The sequence below is a fragment of the Mycobacterium hubeiense genome, from assembly GCF_002838065.1.
Lineage (GTDB): Bacteria > Actinomycetota > Actinomycetes > Mycobacteriales > Mycobacteriaceae > Mycobacterium > Mycobacterium hubeiense.
This window is the reverse complement of the sequence record NZ_PIZU01000003.1, coordinates 42,420-60,509: the sequence shown is the minus strand read 5'-3', so window position 1 is coordinate 60,509 and position 18,090 is coordinate 42,420. Positions and strand designations below refer to the sequence as shown.

Sequence of the window (18,090 nt, the reverse complement as noted above, 5' to 3'; positions counted from 1 at the left end):
GATTACCGATCGTCGTCGGTGTAGCGGATGACTCCGCGAATGTTCTTGCCGTCCAGCATGTCCTGGTAGCCCTCGTTGATCTGCTCCAGCTTGTACTGCCGGGTGATCATGTCGTCCAGGTTCAGCTTGCCGGTCTTGTACATCGACAGCAGCTGCGGGATGTCGTAGTGCGGGTTCCCGCCGCCGAAGATGGTGCCCTGCAGGTTCTTCTGCATCAGCGTGAGCATCGCCAGGTTCAGCGTGACCTGGGTGTCCAACATGCTGCCGATGGCCGTCGCCACGCAGGTGCCGCCCTTGGCGGTGATGTTCATGTAGGTGTCGATGTCCTGCCCGTGCAGCTCGCCGACGGTGACGATCACCTTGTGGGCCATGAAGCCCATGGTGACCTCGGCGATGCCGGCCATTGCCGCGTCCATGTCGGGATACACATGGGTGGCACCGAATTTCAGCGCCGCGTCACGTTTCCACTCCACCGGCTCGATGACGAAGATGTGCCGTGCGCCGGCGATGACGGCTCCCTGCAGCGCGGACATGCCCACGCCGCCCACGCCGACGATCGCGACGTCCTGGCCGGGCCGGATATCGGCGGTGCGGGTCGCCGAGCCGTATCCGGTGGTGACGCCGCAGCCGACCAGGCAGGCCACCTCGAACGGGATGGACGGGTCGATCTTCACCACCGAGCTCTTGTGCACCACCATGTACGGCGAGAACGTGCCCAGCAGCGTCATCGGGTAAACGTTCTGGCCCTTGGCCTGAATGCGGAAGGTGCCGTCGGAGACGGCGGCGCCGTTGAGCAGTCCGGCGCCGAGGTCGCAGAGGTTGCGCAGCCCGGCCTCACAGGACGGACACCGCCCGCAGGACGGGATGAACGACAGCACGACGTGATCGCCCGGTGCGAGATCTTCGACGCCGGGGCCCACCTCCGTGACGATGCCCGCGCCCTCGTGCCCGCCCAGCACGGGGAAGCCGCCCATCGGGATGCCGCCGGTGACCAGGTGGAAGTCGGAGTGGCACATGCCCGACGCCTCCATCTGGATCTTGACTTCATCCTTGACGGGATCGCCGATCTCGATCTCCTCGACCGACCACGGTTGGTTGAACTCCCAGATGAGAGCGCCCTTTGTCTTCATCGGAACCTGCTTTCGTCGGAGGCCTTCAAGCGACAGCGTAGTTACCTAAGTCACACAGCTGACGGCGGGTCACCAGATGGGCACCGGCGCTTTGCCCAGCGGGTAGTAGCCGGGCAGTTTCTCTCCGGCGAGGCTGCGTTCGATGCGCTTCTGCATGCCCTCGGAAAGCTTGCCGGCGTTCATCAGGTCGAGATAGAGCTTCTGCACGTGGCCGAAGTCGAAGAAGTCACGCTGCCATTCGATCTTGGCGACACCGTCCACGTCGGTCAGCCGGAACCAGCTGCCGCCGATGCCGTAGATCTCCGATTCTGTGCCATCACTATCCGTGGCGACCTGCTTCCAGAAGCCGACGACCTCGCCGATCTTGTCGTCGATGATCACCCGCTGGTAGGGGTAGCGCCAGTTGTCCAGGCCCTCCATCTCCAGGCCCAGTGCGATGTCGCGGATTTCGTCGATGCCGATGCACATCACGTCTTCCTTCGGCCCGATGTTCCAGCCGTAGGTGGCGTCGTCGGTGTAGAAGTCGGCCAGCCCCCGCCAGTCACCCTTCTGTTCGGCCTCCCGGTTGGCCTGCAGCCACCGTTCGACGAAGTCCTCCAATTGCTCGCGCGGGAATGCCGGCATTACTCATCCTCTCTATTCCCCCGGGTCGCTTCGCTCCTGCCCCCAGGGGTTCCTTTGATGGACAGGGCTTGGGTGGGACACGCCCACACGGCCTGTTCGACTTGCGGCCGATCCTCTTCTGGCACTTCGTCTTTGATAATCTCGACCTGACCGCGTTTGGGCACCTTGAAGTAGTCGGGGGCCTCCAGCTCGCACATCGCGTGCCCCTGGCACAGGTCCAGGTCGACTTCGATCTTCAAGCCCATCTTCGGCCTCCTCTAGACGCGCTTGCGGTAGCGCACCTTGGCGGGCTGGGCCAGCTGCACCACCATCTTGGAGTGGTCGTTGCGGTAGCTCTCCGACGGCTGCGCCATCTCGAAGTCATACTCCCGCAACAACACCGAGAAAATCGCCTTGATCTGCATGGTGGCGAACGCGGCGCCGACGCAACGATGCCGGCCCGCGCCGAACGGGATCCACGTCCATCGGTTGATCAGGTCTTCCTGGCGCGGTTTGTCGTACCGGTCGGGGTCGAACGCGTCCGGGTCGGGGAAATCCTCGGGGATCCGGTTGGAGATGGCCGGCGATGCGGCCACCATGTCGCCCTTGTGGATCGGATAACCCGCCACCTCGAACTCGCCCTGAGCCACCCGCATCAGGATGATCAGCGGCGGGTGCAGCCGCAGCGTCTCCTTGAGCACGTTCTCCAGCTTCGGAATCTGGCGCAGCGCATGGAAACTCACCTCCTGGCCATCGGAGTAGAGCTCATCGAGCTCCTTGATGACCTCGGCGTACACGTCGGGGTGACGCAGTAGCTCGATCAGCGTCCACGACGCGGTGCCCGAGCTGGTGTGGTGCCCGGCGAACATCATCGAGATGAACATGCCGGTGATCTCATCGGCGGAGAACCGCGGGTTGCCGTCCTCGTCCTTGATCGTGACGAGGACGTCGAGCATGTCGCGGTCGCTCTTGTCCTTCGGCGGGTTGGCGACGCGACTGTTCATGATCTCCTGCACCAGTGCCACCAAGCCCTCCCGCGCCTCGTCGCGCAGCCGGAAGCTCTCGATGGGCAGGTACGGGTCGACGTAGCACAGCGGGTCGGTGCCCTGTTCGAGCTGGTGGTACAGCCGGGCGAACCGGCCGTCGAGCTGCTCGCGAAACTTCTTGCCGATCAAGCACGCCGACGAGGTGTATATCGTCAGCTCGGCGAAGAAGTCGAGCAGATCGATCTCACCTTCGTCGCCCCAGTCGGCGATCATCCGGCGGACCTCTGCCTCGATCGTGGTGGCGTGGCCCTTCATCTGCTCCCCGCGCAGCGCGGCGTTGTGCAGCATCTCCTTGCGCCGCTCCGGATCGGTGTCGAAGACCACGCCCTTGCCGAAGATCGGCGTCATGAACGGATAGGCGGCAGCCTGGTCGAGATCGTCATCGCTTGAGCGGAAGAAGAATTCGTTGGCCTCGGCACCGGAGAGCAGCACCACCTGCTTGTCGGCGAGCTGGAAGATGCCGACGTCGCCGCATTCCTCACGAACGCGCTTCATCAGCCCGATCGGGTCGGTGCGAAATTCTTCCAGGTGGCCGTGTTCTTCGGCCCCGCCCGAAACCCGTTGTACCTCTTTGACAGCAGTCACGATGGCATTCCCTCTTCACCAAGTTGCAGCTTCTGGCGGTCCTTGACGTCGGCGAGCGGCGCCTCCGGCTGAAGTTCCATGTTGGCGATGAACCCGCCGCGCGGCGTCTCGGCGACGAACGCGATGGCCCGCGCCAGGTCGACGGCCCGCAGGAAGTAGTCGTGGCGGGCCTGACCCCACTTGGCCCAATCCTCTAAGGCGGGACCGATTTTCTCGGCGGGCAGGCTCCAACCCATGTTCGTCTTCGTCGGCCCGGGATGCACGATCGAGGCCCGCACGCCGGTGCCTTCGAGCTCCATCTGCAGGTTGGTCACCATGGCGACCAATCCGGCCTTGGCGGCGCCGTAGGCGCCCATGTGGGGACGCTGCCGCAGCGCGACGTCGGAGCCGACGAAGATCAGGTCACCGCGTCGACGCTCCACCATGCCGGGCAACACCGCGGTGGCGATCCGGTTGGCGCCGATGAGGTGGATCTGGACCTGCGACTCGAACTCGTCGGTGCTCATCTCGTGGATGCGACCGAAGTTGGTGTCGCCGGCGCCGGCGACCAGCACCTCGATGTCACCGAGAGCCTCGGTGGCGCCGTGCACGAACGACTTGACCGAGTCCGCGTCGGTGACGTCGAGTGGCAGCGCAATCGCCTCGCCTCCACCGGATTCGATCTCTTCGACGATCTCCTGGCACTTCTCCACCCGCCGCGCGCCGAGTGCGACCGGGAAGCCCCGCGAGGCCAGCTCGGTCGCGGTCGCGGCGCCGATGCCAGACGAGGCGCCGGCGACGATCGCCGGCCGGCGGTCGGGATGGGGTTCGAAACGGGGCATCAGGCGACCTCCACGGTGATCGGAAGATGAGCGAATCCGCGGACATTGCTGGAGTGGACGCGGACGGCGTTGGCCTCGTCGACCTCGTATCCGCGGATTCGCTTGAACAACTCGGCGAGTGCCACCCGGGCTTCCATCCGGGCCAGGTGCGCGCCCAGGCAGAAGTGTGCTCCGCTGCCGAAACTCACTAGCTTCGAGCCGATTTCGCGGCCGATGCGGTAGTCGTCGGGGTCGTCGAAGACGCGGTCGTCACGGTTGGCCGACCCTGGCAGCAGCAGTAGCACGTCACCGACGGGGATCGTGGTGTCGTAGAGCGTGAGCTCTTCGGCGACGGTGCGGGCCAGGATCTGGCTCGACGTGTCGTAGCGCAGTGTTTCCTCGACCCACAGCGGGATGCGGGAATGGTCGGCGAACACGCCGGCCAGCTGATCGGGGTTCTTGTAGCCCCAATACGCCGCGTTGGCAAGCAGTTTCGTCGTCGTCTCGTTACCGGCGACCACCATCAGGAACAGGAACGCCATGATCTCGTCGTCGGTTAGGTGATCGCCGTCGATCTCGGCCTCCAGCAGTGCCGACGTCAGGTCGTCGGTCGGCTTGCGGCGGCGCTGCTTGACCATGTCGGCGTAATAGACCATCAGATCGGCCGAGGCCGCCATCGCCGTGGCCGGCACGTCGGGCAGACCTTCCTCACGGTGCATGACACCGTCGGCCAGCGCGCGGATACGGGCCCGGTCCTCTTTGGGCACGCCCATCAGTTCGGAAATGACATCCATCGGCAGCTTGCCCGCGAATTCGTCGACGTAGTCGAAGCTTTCGCTTTGCAGCGCGGCTTCGAGGTGCTCCACCGCAATCGCGGTGACGCGCGGTTCCAGCTCGCGGATACGTCGCGGGGTGAAGCCCTTGGACACCAGTGTGCGCAGTCGTAGATGCGCCGGATCATCCAGCGCCAGAAACGACATCACCTTGTGCGCGTCGCGGGTGCGAGAGATCGGATCCAGTGACACGCCGTACTCGTTGGACAGTGCGGTGCTGTTGCGGAAACCCTGCAGCACGTCGGCATGCCGCGACAGCGCCCAGAAGCCGCGCTCGTCGTTGCGGTACAGCGGCGCCTCGTCGCGCAGCCGGCGGTAGTACGGGTACGGGTCTTCGTGGAAGTCGTAGTCGTACGGATCAAGCACCAGCGTGCCTGCCGTCATGAGTCTTCTCCCAGCTCAGGCATTTTGATCCTCTCCGAGGATGAGGCCGACCACATACGTCAGCCGGTCGGCGATCTGGTGGTAGGTGAAGGCGCCGCTGCCTGCATTGACCAGCGCGCCGAAGAACGTCATCTCCAACGCCGACACCGTGCGCGGATCGGCATCGGGGCCCACGGCCGAGCGGATGCGACGGTGGATCTCGGCACCGATCTGGTCGCGCACCTTGCGCACCGCCTCGTCGCTGCCGCCGCCCAGCAACGCCGTCGTACAGGCGGCAGCGACCTCGGGCTCGTCGGCGACGACCAACGTCAGCGCGCGTAGCGCCTTGTCGACGCGGGTGATCATGGAGTCATTCACGTCGGTGAAGTACGGCACTTGGCGGACCAGGTCGAGGTACACCTCGGCGATCAAGTGGTTCTTCGAGCTGAAGTACGTGTAGGCCGTCGCCGGGGCAACCTTGGCGCGTGCCGCGACCGCCCGCACGGTGAGGTCGGCATAGGACGTCTCGCGCAGCATCTCCATACCGGCGGTGAGCACCTTGCGAAAGGTCTCTTCCTGGCGGCGGTTGCGGGGCGTTTCGGCCACCGCATCCACGACCACTGGCACGGCATCACTGGACACATGTCCAAGTTATCCGACGATGTGGTGTGTGGGCAAGTATTGCTGGTAAAACCGCTGACAACTGGCCCACTCTTGCCACTCGCGGGCGTCTGGGGCTATGGTTCGACCAGGTACTGTCGGACAGTTGTCCAGAATTTGAGTGGGGAGTGTTGATGGCGCTACTGGCCGATCGCGAGAGTCGACTGCTGATCGACGGCAAGTTGGTCACGGGGAGTGCGGGCACGTTCCCGACGATCAACCCGGCCACCGAGGAGGTGCTCGGTGTGGCGGCCGACGCCGACGCGACCGATATGGGCCGTGCGATCGAGGCGGCCCGCCGCGCCTTCGACGACACGGATTGGTCGACCAACACCGAGCTGCGGGTGCGGTGCATCAGGCAGCTGCGCGACGCCCTGCGCGAGCACGCCGAAGAACTGCGCGAGATCACCATCGCCGAGGTGGGCGCGCCGCGGATGCTGACGTCTGGCGCGCAACTCGAGGGGCCGATCGACGATCTGTCCTTCTGCGCCGACACCGCCGAAAACTACGAGTGGAAAACCGATCTCGGCCACGCGACGCCGCAGGGCATCCCCACTCGACGCACCCTGGCCCGCGAGGCGGTCGGCGTTGTCGGCGCCATCACGCCGTGGAACTTCCCGCACCAGATCAACCTTGCGAAAGTGGGGCCTGCGCTGGCCGCCGGTAACACGCTGGTTCTCAAGCCCGCACCGGATACGCCGTGGTGCGCGGCCGCAGTGGGCCAGATCATCGCCGAGCACACCGATTTCCCGCCGGGCGTGATCAACATCGTCACGTCCAACGATCACGCGGTGGGCGCGCTGTTGTCGAAAGATGCTCGGGTGGACATGGTTTCGTTCACCGGGTCGACGGCGACCGGGCGCGCGGTGATGGCAGATGCCGCCGCGACGATCAAGAAGGTGTTCCTGGAACTCGGCGGCAAGTCGGCGTTCCTGGTGCTCGACGACGCGGATCTGGCCGGCGCCTGCTCGATGTCGGCATTCACCGCCTCGATGCACGCCGGCCAGGGCTGCGCGATCACCACCCGGCTGGTGGTGCCGCGGGCCCGTTACGACGAAGCCGTCGCCGCGGCCGCCGCAACGATGGCGTCGATCAAGCCCGGCGACCCCAACGACAACACCACCGTCTGCGGCCCGGTGATCTCGGAGCGCCAGCGCGACCGCATCCAGGGCTACCTCGATCTGGCGGTCGAGGAGGGCGGCACATTCGCCTGCGGGGGTGGCCGTCCGGCCGACCGCGATCGCGGGTTCTTCATCGAGCCGACGGTGATTGCGGGCCTGGATAATTCGGCGCGGGTGGCGCGTGAGGAGATCTTCGGTCCGGTGCTCACGGTGATCGCCCATGACGGCGACGACGACGCGGTGCGGATCGCCAACGATTCCCCGTACGGCCTGTCCGGCACGGTGTTCTCCGGCGACGACGAGCGCGCCGCGCGGGTGGCCGACCGGCTGCGGGTCGGCACCGTCAATGTCAACGGCGGCGTCTGGTATGCCGCGGATGCGCCGTTCGGCGGCTACAAGCAATCGGGAATCGGCCGGGAGATGGGGCTGGCCGGTTTCGAGGAATACACCGAAATCAAAGTCATTGCCACGCTGGCGAATTAAGGAGAGCTTCATGGGGCAGTTTGACGAGAAGGTCGCGATCGTCACCGGTTCGGGCGGCGGTATCGGCCAGGCCTACGCGGAGGCGTTGGCCCGTGAAGGCGCCGCGGTGGTGGTGGCTGACATCAATGCCGAGGCCGCCGAGGGAGTGGCCAAGCAGATCACCACCGACGGCGGTACCGCGATCAGTGTGCCGGTGGATGTTTCGGACATCGACTCGGCCAAGGCGATGGCCGACCGCACACTCGCCGAATTCGGCGGCATCGACTACCTGGTCAACAATGCCGCGATATTCGGTGGCATGAAGCTCGACCTGCTGCTGACCGTCGACTGGGACTACTACAAGAAGTTCATGAGCGTCAACATGGACGGCGCACTGGTGTGCACCCGCGCGGTGTACAAGAAGATGGCCAAACGCGGCGGCGGCGCGATCGTCAACCAATCGTCCACGGCCGCATGGATGTACGCGAACTTCTACGGTCTGGCCAAGCTCGGCGTCAACGGGCTCACCCAGCAACTGTCGCGTGAACTCGGCGGGATGAACATCCGGATCAACGCGATCGCACCGGGTCCGATCGACACCGAGGCCAACCGCAGCACCACACCCCAAGAGATGGTGGCCGACATCGTCAAGGGAATTCCGCTGTCGCGCATGGGAACTCCCGAGGATCTCGTCGGCATGTGCCTGTTCCTGCTCAGCGATCAAGCCAAGTGGATCACCGGGCAGATCTTCAACGTCGACGGCGGACAGATCATCCGCTCATGACCGATCTGAAGTTGGGCTACATCGGCCTCGGCAACATGGGCGCGCCGATGGCCAAGCGCTTGGTCGACTGGCCCGGCGGCGTCACGGTTTTCGACGTCCGGGCCGAGGCGATGACGCCACTGGCCGAGGCCGGCGCCACGCTGGCCGACAGCGTCGCCGACGTCGCGGCCGCCGACGTCATCAGCGTCACCGTGCTCAACGACGAGCAGGTGCGCGAGGTGGTGGGTGAGCTGGCCGCCCACGCCAAACCGGGCACTGTCATCGCAATCCACTCGACGATCAGCGACACCACCGCGGTCGAACTCGCCCGCGACCTCAAGCCGCAGGGCATTCACGTCGTCGACGCTCCCGTCAGCGGTGGCGGGGGAGCGGCGGAAAAGGGCGAGCTGGCCACCATGGTGGGCGCGGAGCGCGAGGTGTACGAGCGGATCAAGCCCGCGTTCAAGCAATGGGCATCGCTGGTGATCCACGCCGGTGAGCCGGGCGCGGGCACGCGGATGAAGTTGGCCCGCAACATGTTGACGTTCACCGGGTACGCCGCCGCGTGTGAGGCGATGAAGCTGGCCGAGGCGTCCGGACTGGACCTGCAGCAGTTGGGTCGGGTGGTGCGTCACACCGACGCGCTGACCGGCGGGCCCGGCGCGATCATGGTCCGCGAGGACATGAAACCGCTGACCCCCGATCACTGGCTGTACGACGCGTTCACCCACACCCGGGGACTCGGCGAGAAGGATCTGAGCCTGGCGTTGTCGCTGGGTGCGGCGACGGGTGTCGATCTGCCGTTGGCCGAGGTGGCGCTGCAGCGGCTCGCCACCGGGCTCGGCGTGCCACACTCGAACGAAGAGGAGTAAGCATGGACGAGCTGCGCCGCAAGGGCCTCGCGAAAATGAACGAGGTCTACGCCTGGGAGATGCCGAACATCGAAGGCGACGCGTACTTCGATCTCACCGTCGACCACCTTTTCGGCAGCATCTGGACGAGGCCGGGACTGTCCATGCGCGACAAGCGGATCATGACGCTGTCAGTGGTGACGGCACTTGGCCTGCAGGACCTGTCGGAGGTCCAGGTCAACGCCGCGCTGGAGAACGGCGAGCTCACCGAGGACGAGCTCAAGGAGATGGCGGTCTTCCTCACGCACTACGTCGGCTTCCCGCTCGGCTCGGGGCTGAACGGTGTGGTGGGTCGCGTTGCCGCCAAGCGGAAGAAGGCGTCGGGCGACAAGAAGGCCAACGTCAACGAGGCCGTGAAGATGCACACAGGTAAGACGCTCGATGACCAGTAGGTACGCCGGCCTCTCACGCGATCAGCTTGCCACGCTGGTGCCCGAACTGCTGCTGATGGGCCAGATGATCGACCGGTCCGGAATGGCCTGGTGCATCAGCAATTTCGGTCGGGAAGAGATGCTGCAGATCGCCATCGAGGAATGGATGGCGTCCAGTCCTATCTACACCAAGCGGATGCAGAAAGCCCTGCACTATGAGGGCGACGACGTCATCACGATCTTCAAGGGCCTGCAGCTCGATATCGGTGCGCCGCCGCAGTTCATGGACTTCCGCTACACCATCCACGACCGCTGGCACGGCGAGTTTCACCTCGACCACTGCGGTGCGCTGCTGGACGTCGAGCCGATGGGCGAAGAGTACGTCCGCGGCATGTGCCACGACATCGAGGATCCGACGTTCGACGCCACGGCGTTGGCCACCAACCGCAAGGCGCAGATCCGGCCGATCCACCGGCCGCCGCGGGTGCCGGCCGACCGCCACCCGCACTGCGCGTGGACGGTGATCATCGACGAGTCGTACCCCGAGGTCGAAGACATCCCGGCGCTCGACGCGGTGCGCCGGACCCGCGCCGCGAGAACCGAACTCGATCCGATCGACACCTCTGACGAGGGCCAGTCCGATTACTCGGGCCCGCTGCTGTCGGACTTCGACTTCGCGGCGTTCTCGCATTCGGCGCTGGTGCGGATGGCCGATGAGGTGTGCCTGCAGATGCACCTGCTGAACCTGTCGTTCGTGCTCGCGGTGGGCAAGCGGGCGGGCACGAATACCGAACTGGCCCGGGAGATCTGCACCAAACAGCTGATCGGTGTGGCGGGTCTGGGCGCCGAACGCATCCACCGCGCGCTGGACCTGCCCGGCGGGATCGAGGGCGCGATGCGGGTTCTCGAACTGCATCCGTTGTTCAATCCCGCCGCCTATGTGACGGCGGAGTTCGGCCCGGACGTCGTGCACGTGCGTCGGTCGCCGGCGCATGAGGACGGGGCGTGGATCTCGTTGGTGAGCCCGACCGAAACGCGTCCGCTGCAGGCGATCGTGACCGCCGTCGACAAGCACCTCGACGTCGAGGTGAGCGGCGGCGAGAACGACTGGATCGCCCGGGTGCTTGAGACCGATAGCGAGGCAAAGGAATTCCCGGAGGTGTCGGTCGCGAAGGTCAGCGGGGGCGCGACGTTCGAGTTCCAGCCGCGGAAGTCATTGCCGTTGACGGTGGTATAGCGGGCGGCTGTCACAGTAGCCACACCCGTCTCTCGCCGGATAGGTACTGACTCTGCACAGTGGTCTGTTGCCGGGACTGGTGTGACGGATGTGATCGCCGAAGCCGAGGACTAGCTACGGTGCGCCGTCGCCTCGGTGCGCACTGCCGAACCGACCCAGCGGCGCAGATAGCCGCGCAGTGCTTCACCTTCCCGCGGCGGGCGGCCGGGGTCGATGACGAACGATTGGATGATCCGCAGCAGATGTTCGGCGAGTTCGTCGAGCTCGTCGTCGGTGAATCCCAGCCCGGCCCAGTCCACGTCGAAGCGGCGCAGCATCGAGTTCGCGAACTGCTGTGCCACATCAGAAGTCACCGACTCGGTGTGGGCGTCGACGCGGCCCGGCGCGATCAACAGGCCGATGTGCTTGTCCTTCGGCAACCACTCCAGCGCCGTGGCAATCGCTTCCGCGACGGCTTCGACCGGATCGGTGATGCCCTGAAGATGAGCGGCCAGCCGGTCGAGAAATCCGCTCGCCGCGTGCACCGCCGCTTCCACCAGCAACGCGTCGGTGCTGGGGAAATACCGGTAGACAGTCTGGCGGGTGACGCCAAGCGTGCGGGCCACGTCGGCGATGCTGATGTCGGCGCCACGCTCGTCGATGGCCTTGCTCGCGGCCGTCAGAATCCGCGCGACGGCCTCTTCGTCGCTGGCGGGCGCCGAGCCGGACCAGCCGTGGGTGCGCATGCTGGCAGCCTAGCGGTAGGAGACCGCCAGCTCTTTCACGCCGTTGATCCAGCCCGACCGAAGCCGTTGCGGTTCGCCCAGTTTCGCGATGTCGGGAATCTGGTCGGCGATCTCGTTGAACATCAGCTTGATCTCCATGCGCGCCAGGTTCGCGCCAATGCAGTAGTGCGCGCCGTTGCCGCCGAACGCCAGATGCGGGTTGGGGTCGCGCAGGATATTGAACTCGAACGGCTTGTCGAATACCGCTTCGTCGTAGTTGGCCGAGCTGTAGAACAGCCCCACCCGCTGGCCCTCGCGGATCTTCACCCCGCCGATCTCGGTGTCGGCCAGCGCCGTTCGCTGGAAGCAGTGCACCGGCGTGGCCCAGCGCACGATCTCGTCGACGGCGGTCTCCGGGCGTTCCCGCTTGAACAGCTCCCACTGGTCGGGATTTTCGAAGAACGCGTTCATACCGTGTGTCATCGCGTTGCGGGTGGTCTCGTTGCCCGCGACCGCCAACAGGATCACGAAGAACGCGAACTCGACGTCCTCCAGTGACTCGCCATCGATGTCGGCCTGCACCAAGCGGGTGACAATGTCGTCGGCCGGACACCGCCGCCGCTCCTCGGCCATGTTGTAGGCGTAGCCCATCAACTCGGCATTGGCCATCGTCGGATCGCTGTCAAAATCCGGGTCGTCGGTGTTCATGATCGCGTTGGTCCAGTGGAACAACTTCTCGCGGTCGGCCTCCGGCACGCCGATCAGATCGGCGATCGCCAACAGCGGCAGGCTCATCGCGATGTCGTCGACAAAGTTGCCACTCCCCTTCTCGGCGGCCTTGGCGACGATCTCGCGGGCGGCCACAGCCAGCTTTTCCTCCAGCGTGGCCACCGACCGCGGCGTGAACAGCCGCGACACCAGCTTGCGCAGCCGGGTGTGCTCTGGTGCGTCGTGGTTGATCAGCAGCGCCTTGGTGAGATCCAGCTGCTCTTTGGTGACGCCGTCGGGCAGCCGCATGACAGCGCCCTTGCGGTTGGTCGACCACAGATCGCCGTTGCGGGAGATGGCCTTGATGTCCTCGTGGCGGCTGATCACCCAGTAGCCGCCGTCGTCGAAGATCGACTCCGGCTGCTCGTTCCACCACACCGGCGCGGTCTTGCGCAGCTCGGCGAACTCCTTGACGGGGATGCCCTGCAGCAGGACGTCGGGGTCGGTGAAGTCAATCCCTGGGGGCAGGAGCGAAGCGACTCGGGGGAAATCACTGCCGGGGCCGAAGGGGCATGTGCTCTGCGTCATAGCCTGACCATACACTGCATTGTCAAGTGTATGGCCGCGTCAGGCTGGCCGCAAAAAACAGTGGCGCGGCGCTGCCATTAGGGTGGCACCGTGCGCGTCCTCGTCATCGGATCCGGAGCCCGTGAACATGCACTCCTGCTGGCGTTGCGCCGGGACCCCGAGGTCTCCGAGCTCGCGGTGGCGCCCGGCAATGCCGGCACTGCGGTCATCGCCGACCAGTACGACGTCGACATCACCGACGGTGACGCCGTCGCGAAGTTGGCCCACAAGATCGGCGCCGACCTCGTCGTCATCGGTCCCGAAGTGCCGCTGGTGCTCGGGGTCGCCGACGCCGTGCGTGCTGCCGGTATTGCCTGCTTCGGGCCTACGCGAGACGCTGCCCGCATTGAGGGGTCCAAGTCGTTCGCCAAGGACGTGATGACCGCCGCGGGTGTGCGCACCGCAAACAGTGAAATCGTCGACAACCCAGGGCATCTCGACGCCGCTCTGGACCGGTTCGGACCCGCCGTCGGCGAACCGGCGTGGGTGGTCAAGGACGACGGACTGGCCGCCGGCAAGGGCGTGGTGGTGACGCCGGACCGCGACGCCGCCCGCGCACACGCGGCCAGTCTGCTCGACGCCGGCCATCCGGTACTGCTCGAGTCGTTCCTCGACGGCCCCGAGGTGTCACTGTTTTCGATCGTGGACGGTGAAACGGTGGTGCCGCTGCTGCCCGCTCAGGACTTCAAGCGCGTCGGCGACGGGGACACCGGACCCAACACCGGCGGTATGGGCGCCTTCGCGCCGCTCGACTGGCTGCCCGACGAGGTTATCACCCAGATCGTCGACGAGATCGTCAAACCCGTTGCAGCCGAGATGGTTCGACGTGGTTGCCCATTCACGGGCCTGCTGTACGCAGGGTTGGCGATCACTTCGCGTGGCCCAGCGGTGGTCGAATTCAACTGCCGCTTCGGCGATCCGGAGACCCAATCGGTGCTGGCTCTGCTGGAAAGCCCACTGGGGCAACTGCTTTACGCCGCGGCTACCGGCAAACTCGCGGACCAGCCTCCGCTGCAGTGGCGCGACGGCGCGGCCGTGACCGTGGTGCTCGCCGCGGAGAACTATCCGGGACGGCCGCGGGTCGGCGACGTCATCGTCGGCTCCGAGGCTGACGGTGTGCTGCATGCGGGCACGGCCCGTCGCGAGGACGGAGCGATCGTGTCGTCGGGTGGGCGGGTGCTCTCGGTTGTCGGCACCGGAGCGGATCTGGCCGCCGCCCGGGAGAACGCATACGCGTTGATCAAGTCGATACGCTTGCCCGGCAGTCACTTCCGCACCGACATCGCACTGGCCGCGGCAGAAGGCCGTGTCAGCGTCTAGGCGACCAGCAGCGGCGCGATCCACGCCAGCTCGGCGGGCAGCTGAGAACTCCAGTAGCCGGCGTCATGTCCGCCGGGGGAAAAGCCGCCCGCGGGCGGGTTCGGCAGTTGCGCGATGAACTGCCGTGTGGCCTCGGCGAACGGATCGGCGTCGCCGCAATCGATGCGGATCGGGATCGAGGCGAATTCGGGTCTGCCCCAAACGCTGTGCGCCTCATAGTCTTCGGGCCCGTCGAAGGCGTAGGGCGCCGCGGCGCCGGGCGATGTCCACAGCGCCGGGCTCACCGCGCAGATGGCCGCGGTGCGGCCTGGGCCCAGCCGGGAGCCGAGCAGCAGCGCGCCGTAGCCGCCCATCGACCAGCCGAGGAATGCGACGCGTGAGGTGTCGATCTCCTGCGTCGCCAGCATCGGGATGAGTTCGTCGAGCACCATGGCACCGGCGTCCTCGCCGGACGCCCGTTTGTGCCAGTAACTTCCGCCTCCGTCAACGGCGACCACCGCGACCGGCGGCACGCCCGCCGCGACGGCCTGGGCCAGCCCTTGTTCGACCCCGCCGGCCATCACGCCTGCGGCGCTCTGGTCCTTGCCGTGCAACGCGATGATCGGCCGCAGCGGCGCCGTCTGCCCGGGCGGACGGGCGATGGCCCAGTTGGTCGGGATGCCGCCGCGGGCCGCCGACACGAACATCCCGCCGGAGTACGTCGGGGCCGCGGCGGCCGGTGCGGTGCCCACGCCCCCCACGCCCAACGCGCAGGCGCCGACTGCGCCGACACCGAGACCGAGGAGCGCGCGACGGCTGAGTTCGGGCATGCGCGTCATCATGCCATCGGCCGGTGGGCCGTCCTCCAAATCTTCCTGAGTAAAGCCTGATGATTGGGCGAAACCGCAATGTCGCAACCCCCCGGCTGGCAGCATGCTAGACGTGACGGCAGCGGTCACTCCTAAAGGAGAACGTCGGCGGTATGCGCTGGTCAGCGCTGCTGCTGAACTGCTGTGCGAAGGCGGGTTCGACGCCGTGCGACATCGTGCCGTGGCGCGTCGCGCGGGGCTGCCGCTGGCGTCGACGACGTACTACTTCTCCTCCCTCGACGACCTGATCGCCAAGGCCGTCGAACACATCGGCGCTCGCGAGGCCGAACAGTTGCATTCGCGCGTGGCCACTCTGTCGCGGCGGCGTCGCGGCGCGGAGTCGACGGCCGATGTGCTGGTGGATCTTCTGGTGGGCGACACGCCCGAGGAGCGGGGCAGCGAGCAGTTGATCTCGCGCTACGAGCGCTACATCGCGTGCGCGCGTCAGCCCAAACTGCGCGACGTGCAGCGCCGGATTCTGCAGCAGCGCACCGACGCCGTCGTCGCCGTGGTGGAACGCTCCGGCCGATCGGTGCGCGCGGAGTTGGTCACCGCGTTGGTGTGTGCCGTGGACGGCGCGGTGGTCGCCGCGCTCGCCGATGAGGGGGATGGCCCCCGGGCCAGTGCCCGTGCGACATTGATTGACGTCATCGATGTCCTGGCGCCGGTCGACGAACGGGCGGTGCACCTAACCTAAGGAGGGGAATGACCAAGCCCGACACCGTCGAAGAGCAGCCGCAGCTGCGGCGAGTAATGGGCCCGGGCCTGCTGCTGCTGTTTGTCGTAGGCGACATTCTGGGCACCGGCGTGTACGCGTTGACCGGCGATGTCGCGGGCGAAGTCGGTGGGGCAGCGTGGGTTCCGTTCCTCGTCGCGTTCCTGATCGCGACCATCACCGCGTTCAGTTATCTGGAGCTGGTGACCAAGTATCCGCAGGCCGCGGGTGCAGCGTTGTACGCGCACAAGGCTTTCGGCATCCAGTTCGTCACCTTCCTGGTGGCGTTTGTGGTGATGTGTTCCGGAATCACCTCGGCGTCAACGGCTTCCAGATTCTTCGCGGCCAATTTCGCCACCGGATTCGGTCTCGATTGGGGCAAGGTCGGCGTCGTCGTCATCGCGCTGTTGTTCATGGCGATGCTGGCCACGGTGAACCTGCGCGGTGTCGGGGAAAGCGTCAAGCTCAACGTGATCCTGACCATCATCGAGGCGACCGGTCTGATGCTGGTGCTGTTCGTCGGGCTGTGGGCGTTCACCCGCGGCATCGATGCGGACTTCTCGCGGGTGGTGGCCTTCGACACCGCCTCCGACAAGAACGCCTTCATGGCCGTCACCGCGGCGACGTCGCTGGCGTTCTTCGCGATGGTGGGTTTCGAGGACTCGGTGAACATGGCCGAAGAGACCAAAGATCCGGTCAAGACCTTCCCCAAAGTGCTGCTGTCGGGCCTGACCATCGCCGGCATCGTCTACATCCTGGTCTCGATCGTCGCGGTGGCGCTGGTGCCCGTCGGGCAGCTGGCCGCCAGCGACACCCCGCTCGTCGACGTCGTCAAGGCCGGCGCACCCGGTCTGCCCATCGAGGACATCTTCCCGTTCATCTCGATGTTCGCGGTGTCCAACACCGCGCTGATCAACATGCTGATGGCCAGCCGGCTGATCTACGGCATGGCCCGCCAACACGTGCTGCCGCCGGTGCTGGGCGCGGTGCACCCGCAGCGCCGCACGCCATGGGTGGCGATCCTGTTCACCACCGCCATCGCGTTCGGGTTGATCTTCTACGTGTCGGCGTTCGCCAGTTCCAATGCGATCGCGGTGCTCGGCGGCACCACCTCGCTATTGCTGTTGGCGGTGTTCGCCGTGGTCAACGTCGCGGTGCTGGTGCTGCGCCGCGACGTGCAGGAGGGCGGCGGCCACTTCAAGACGCCGACGGCGCTGCCGGTGATCGGCTTCTTCGCCTCGCTGTATCTGGTGACACCGCTGTCGGGCCGGCCGATCCAGCAGTACGTGTTGGCGCTGATCCTCGTCGCCATCGGCATCGTGCTGTTCGGGATCACCATGCTGATCAACCGCCAACTCGGCATCCGCGGGCCGGGCATCGTCGACCCCACCCACCTGGCCGCACCGCCGGACTAACCGCCCAATTGCCTTCGGATAGAGGTCAATTCGCGTTGGGCCCGTTCGATCAACGCCTGCACCTGTTCGAGGCGCGCTAGCACATCGTCGGCGGGTTCCGGCGCGGCGTGCCGTCGCGGTGCGGGGGTCAGATCGCTCGGCAGCGTCGGCGTGATGATGTATCCGGACGCGTAGTCGCCGTAGGTGGTCACGTCGTCCGGCCGGTGAAACCGGTACAGCGCGATGTACGCGCAGAGCACGGCGTCGACGGGGTCCTCGTCGCGGTCGAGTTGCACCTGGCGCGTCGCCGCTGCGATCCTGTTGCGCAACTCCACCCAGGCCACGTTGTGGTTCACCCGCAGCCGAGGCGTCGCCGTGTCGAGCCCTTCGATCAGCGTCATCAACTGCAGCAGTTCGCGGCGGCGGTCGTCGACCTCGCCCTTCTTGTACTTCAGGATCTTGGGCAGGCGGAACAGCACGACGGTGGCCGGGTGCGGGAAGACCTCGATCGCCCGCCGCGGGGCCCGCGACTCGGGGTCCATGTCGAGGCCCAGTCGGCCGCAGAGCACGGCGCCGCGCGGCGGGTCGAACAACGGATTGGATCTGTTGGCAGAGTGCGCGCCCGCGTCGAACCGCGAGAAGTCCCTGCCCAACTCGATCTCCGCGATCCGTCGGCCCTCGGCGTTGGGCACGATCAGCGGGGCGTCGATACCGACCAGGCATTCGTCGCCGATGTAGGGGGCGATCGCCGCCTCGATACTGGCGTCGTCCTGCGCAACACCGAGATGCAGAAGGCGCCCGCCCTGGTCGATGACCGCCACGCCGGTGTGGTTCTTCTCGCCCCACGCAAGATCAAGCCCGACAAAGTACATGGGCCCTACTCTGCCTG

Annotated in this window: 19 protein-coding genes; 8 read left to right on the top strand and 11 right to left on the bottom strand. The window is 66.2% G+C overall.

Going from position 1 to position 18,090, the window contains the following annotated elements:
- Positions 1–2: 2 nt before the first annotated feature.
- The 7 genes from CWS39_RS03550 to CWS39_RS03520 form a co-directional block, all read right to left on the bottom strand.
- Positions 3–1,130 (bottom strand): NDMA-dependent alcohol dehydrogenase, encoded by a 1,128-nt coding sequence (locus tag CWS39_RS03550; protein WP_102141533.1) that lies wholly within the window; start codon positions 1,128–1,130, stop codon positions 3–5.
- A gap of 69 nt (positions 1,131–1,199) precedes the next feature.
- Positions 1,200–1,754: a Cif family virulence factor gene (locus CWS39_RS03545; RefSeq protein WP_102141532.1), complete on the bottom strand. Its 555-nt coding sequence runs from the start codon at positions 1,752–1,754 to the stop codon at positions 1,200–1,202.
- Entirely contained in the window at positions 1,754–1,999 is a 246-nt protein-coding gene (locus CWS39_RS03540) for a ferredoxin (protein WP_102141531.1), read from the bottom strand. The genes CWS39_RS03545 and CWS39_RS03540 overlap by 1 nt, the downstream gene beginning before the upstream one ends.
- 12 nt (positions 2,000–2,011) lie before the next feature.
- Complete coding sequence (locus tag CWS39_RS03535; RefSeq protein WP_102141530.1) at positions 2,012–3,364, bottom strand: cytochrome P450; 1,353 nt, start codon at positions 3,362–3,364, stop codon at positions 2,012–2,014.
- A complete protein-coding gene (locus CWS39_RS03530; RefSeq protein ID WP_102141529.1) occupies positions 3,361–4,185 on the bottom strand; it encodes an SDR family oxidoreductase in 825 nt (274 codons plus the stop codon). Before CWS39_RS03530 ends, CWS39_RS03535 begins: the two co-directional genes overlap by 4 nt.
- A complete protein-coding gene (locus CWS39_RS03525) occupies positions 4,185–5,381 on the bottom strand; it encodes a cytochrome P450 (protein WP_102141528.1) in 1,197 nt (398 codons plus the stop codon). The genes CWS39_RS03530 and CWS39_RS03525 overlap by 1 nt, the downstream gene beginning before the upstream one ends.
- Positions 5,382–5,396: 15 nt before the next feature.
- Complete coding sequence (locus CWS39_RS03520; RefSeq protein WP_102141527.1) at positions 5,397–6,002, bottom strand: TetR family transcriptional regulator; 606 nt, start codon at positions 6,000–6,002, stop codon at positions 5,397–5,399.
- A gap of 152 nt (positions 6,003–6,154) precedes the next feature.
- Between CWS39_RS03520 and CWS39_RS03515 the strand changes: the two genes are divergently transcribed.
- From CWS39_RS03515 to CWS39_RS03495, 5 genes are read left to right on the top strand one after another with little or no spacing between them, the layout of a single operon-like run.
- Positions 6,155–7,624, top strand: coding sequence for an aldehyde dehydrogenase (locus CWS39_RS03515; RefSeq protein WP_102141730.1), 1,470 nt, complete (start codon positions 6,155–6,157; stop codon positions 7,622–7,624).
- A 10-nt stretch (positions 7,625–7,634) separates the two neighbouring features.
- The gene (locus CWS39_RS03510; protein WP_102141526.1) at positions 7,635–8,387 is read left to right on the top strand and encodes an SDR family oxidoreductase; all 753 of its coding nucleotides are present in this window, start codon (positions 7,635–7,637) and stop codon (positions 8,385–8,387) included.
- A complete protein-coding gene (locus CWS39_RS03505; protein WP_102141525.1) occupies positions 8,384–9,238 on the top strand; it encodes an NAD(P)-dependent oxidoreductase in 855 nt (284 codons plus the stop codon). Before CWS39_RS03510 ends, CWS39_RS03505 begins: the two co-directional genes overlap by 4 nt.
- Positions 9,239–9,240: 2 nt before the next feature.
- On the top strand, positions 9,241–9,669 hold the full coding sequence (locus tag CWS39_RS03500; protein ID WP_102141524.1) for a carboxymuconolactone decarboxylase family protein: 429 nt from the start codon (positions 9,241–9,243) through the stop codon (positions 9,667–9,669).
- Complete coding sequence (locus tag CWS39_RS03495; RefSeq protein ID WP_102141523.1) at positions 9,659–10,885, top strand: hypothetical protein; 1,227 nt, start codon at positions 9,659–9,661, stop codon at positions 10,883–10,885. The genes CWS39_RS03500 and CWS39_RS03495 overlap by 11 nt, the downstream gene beginning before the upstream one ends.
- A 110-nt stretch (positions 10,886–10,995) precedes the next feature.
- On the opposite strand, the gene CWS39_RS03490 is transcribed toward CWS39_RS03495, so the two are convergent.
- On the bottom strand, positions 10,996–11,610 hold the full coding sequence (locus CWS39_RS03490; RefSeq protein ID WP_102141522.1) for a TetR/AcrR family transcriptional regulator: 615 nt from the start codon (positions 11,608–11,610) through the stop codon (positions 10,996–10,998).
- A gap of 9 nt (positions 11,611–11,619) precedes the next feature.
- Entirely contained in the window at positions 11,620–12,885 is a 1,266-nt protein-coding gene (locus CWS39_RS03485) for a cytochrome P450 (protein WP_199177946.1), read from the bottom strand.
- Between the two features lie 90 nt (positions 12,886–12,975).
- On the opposite strand from CWS39_RS03485, the gene purD reads away from it, so the two are divergent.
- Positions 12,976–14,244: a phosphoribosylamine--glycine ligase gene (gene purD / locus CWS39_RS03480; RefSeq protein ID WP_102141521.1), complete on the top strand. Its 1,269-nt coding sequence runs from the start codon at positions 12,976–12,978 to the stop codon at positions 14,242–14,244.
- On the opposite strand, the gene CWS39_RS03475 is transcribed toward purD, so the two are convergent.
- Positions 14,241–15,065: an alpha/beta hydrolase-fold protein gene (locus CWS39_RS03475; RefSeq protein ID WP_199177959.1), complete on the bottom strand. Its 825-nt coding sequence runs from the start codon at positions 15,063–15,065 to the stop codon at positions 14,241–14,243. The two genes, purD and CWS39_RS03475, sit on opposite strands and share 4 nt — an antisense overlap.
- Positions 15,066–15,156: 91 nt before the next feature.
- Between CWS39_RS03475 and CWS39_RS03470 the strand changes: the two genes are divergently transcribed.
- Positions 15,157–15,789, top strand: a complete 633-nt coding sequence (locus CWS39_RS03470) for a TetR/AcrR family transcriptional regulator (RefSeq protein ID WP_199177945.1) — start codon at positions 15,157–15,159, stop codon at positions 15,787–15,789.
- Positions 15,790–15,797: 8 nt separating this feature from the next.
- Positions 15,798–17,222 carry an APC family permease gene (locus tag CWS39_RS03465; protein ID WP_102141520.1) on the top strand — a complete coding sequence of 475 codons (1,425 nt, stop codon included), beginning with the start codon at positions 15,798–15,800 and terminating at the stop codon, positions 17,220–17,222.
- Here the strand turns inward: CWS39_RS03465 and CWS39_RS03460 are convergent.
- Positions 17,219–18,073 (bottom strand): DUF429 domain-containing protein, encoded by an 855-nt coding sequence (locus tag CWS39_RS03460; protein ID WP_102141519.1) that lies wholly within the window; start codon positions 18,071–18,073, stop codon positions 17,219–17,221. The two genes, CWS39_RS03465 and CWS39_RS03460, sit on opposite strands and share 4 nt — an antisense overlap.
- Positions 18,074–18,090: the final 17 nt, after the last annotated feature.

What these genes read in the sequence shown, in the direction of transcription:
- CWS39_RS03550 (WP_102141533.1), bottom strand. Translation starts at nt 1,130, where the DNA reads ATGAAGACAAAGGGCGCTCTCATCTGGGAGTTCAACCAACCGTGGTCG.
- CWS39_RS03545 (WP_102141532.1), bottom strand. Translation starts at nt 1,754, where the DNA reads ATGCCGGCATTCCCGCGCGAGCAATTGGAGGACTTCGTCGAACGGTGG.
- CWS39_RS03540 (WP_102141531.1), bottom strand. Translation starts at nt 1,999, where the DNA reads ATGGGCTTGAAGATCGAAGTCGACCTGGACCTGTGCCAGGGGCACGCG.
- CWS39_RS03530 (WP_102141529.1), bottom strand. Translation starts at nt 4,185, where the DNA reads ATGCCCCGTTTCGAACCCCATCCCGACCGCCGGCCGGCGATCGTCGCC.
- CWS39_RS03525 (WP_102141528.1), bottom strand. Translation starts at nt 5,381, where the DNA reads ATGACGGCAGGCACGCTGGTGCTTGATCCGTACGACTACGACTTCCAC.
- CWS39_RS03515 (WP_102141730.1), top strand. Translation starts at nt 6,155, where the DNA reads ATGGCGCTACTGGCCGATCGCGAGAGTCGACTGCTGATCGACGGCAAG.
- CWS39_RS03510 (WP_102141526.1), top strand. Translation starts at nt 7,635, where the DNA reads ATGGGGCAGTTTGACGAGAAGGTCGCGATCGTCACCGGTTCGGGCGGC.
- CWS39_RS03505 (WP_102141525.1), top strand. Translation starts at nt 8,384, where the DNA reads ATGACCGATCTGAAGTTGGGCTACATCGGCCTCGGCAACATGGGCGCG.
- CWS39_RS03500 (WP_102141524.1), top strand. Translation starts at nt 9,241, where the DNA reads ATGGACGAGCTGCGCCGCAAGGGCCTCGCGAAAATGAACGAGGTCTAC.
- CWS39_RS03495 (WP_102141523.1), top strand. Translation starts at nt 9,659, where the DNA reads ATGACCAGTAGGTACGCCGGCCTCTCACGCGATCAGCTTGCCACGCTG.
- CWS39_RS03490 (WP_102141522.1), bottom strand. Translation starts at nt 11,610, where the DNA reads ATGCGCACCCACGGCTGGTCCGGCTCGGCGCCCGCCAGCGACGAAGAG.
- CWS39_RS03485 (WP_199177946.1), bottom strand. Translation starts at nt 12,885, where the DNA reads ATGACGCAGAGCACATGCCCCTTCGGCCCCGGCAGTGATTTCCCCCGA.
- CWS39_RS03475 (WP_199177959.1), bottom strand. Translation starts at nt 15,065, where the DNA reads ATGATGACGCGCATGCCCGAACTCAGCCGTCGCGCGCTCCTCGGTCTC.
- CWS39_RS03470 (WP_199177945.1), top strand. Translation starts at nt 15,157, where the DNA reads ATGCTAGACGTGACGGCAGCGGTCACTCCTAAAGGAGAACGTCGGCGG.
- CWS39_RS03465 (WP_102141520.1), top strand. Translation starts at nt 15,798, where the DNA reads ATGACCAAGCCCGACACCGTCGAAGAGCAGCCGCAGCTGCGGCGAGTA.
- CWS39_RS03460 (WP_102141519.1), bottom strand. Translation starts at nt 18,073, where the DNA reads ATGTACTTTGTCGGGCTTGATCTTGCGTGGGGCGAGAAGAACCACACC.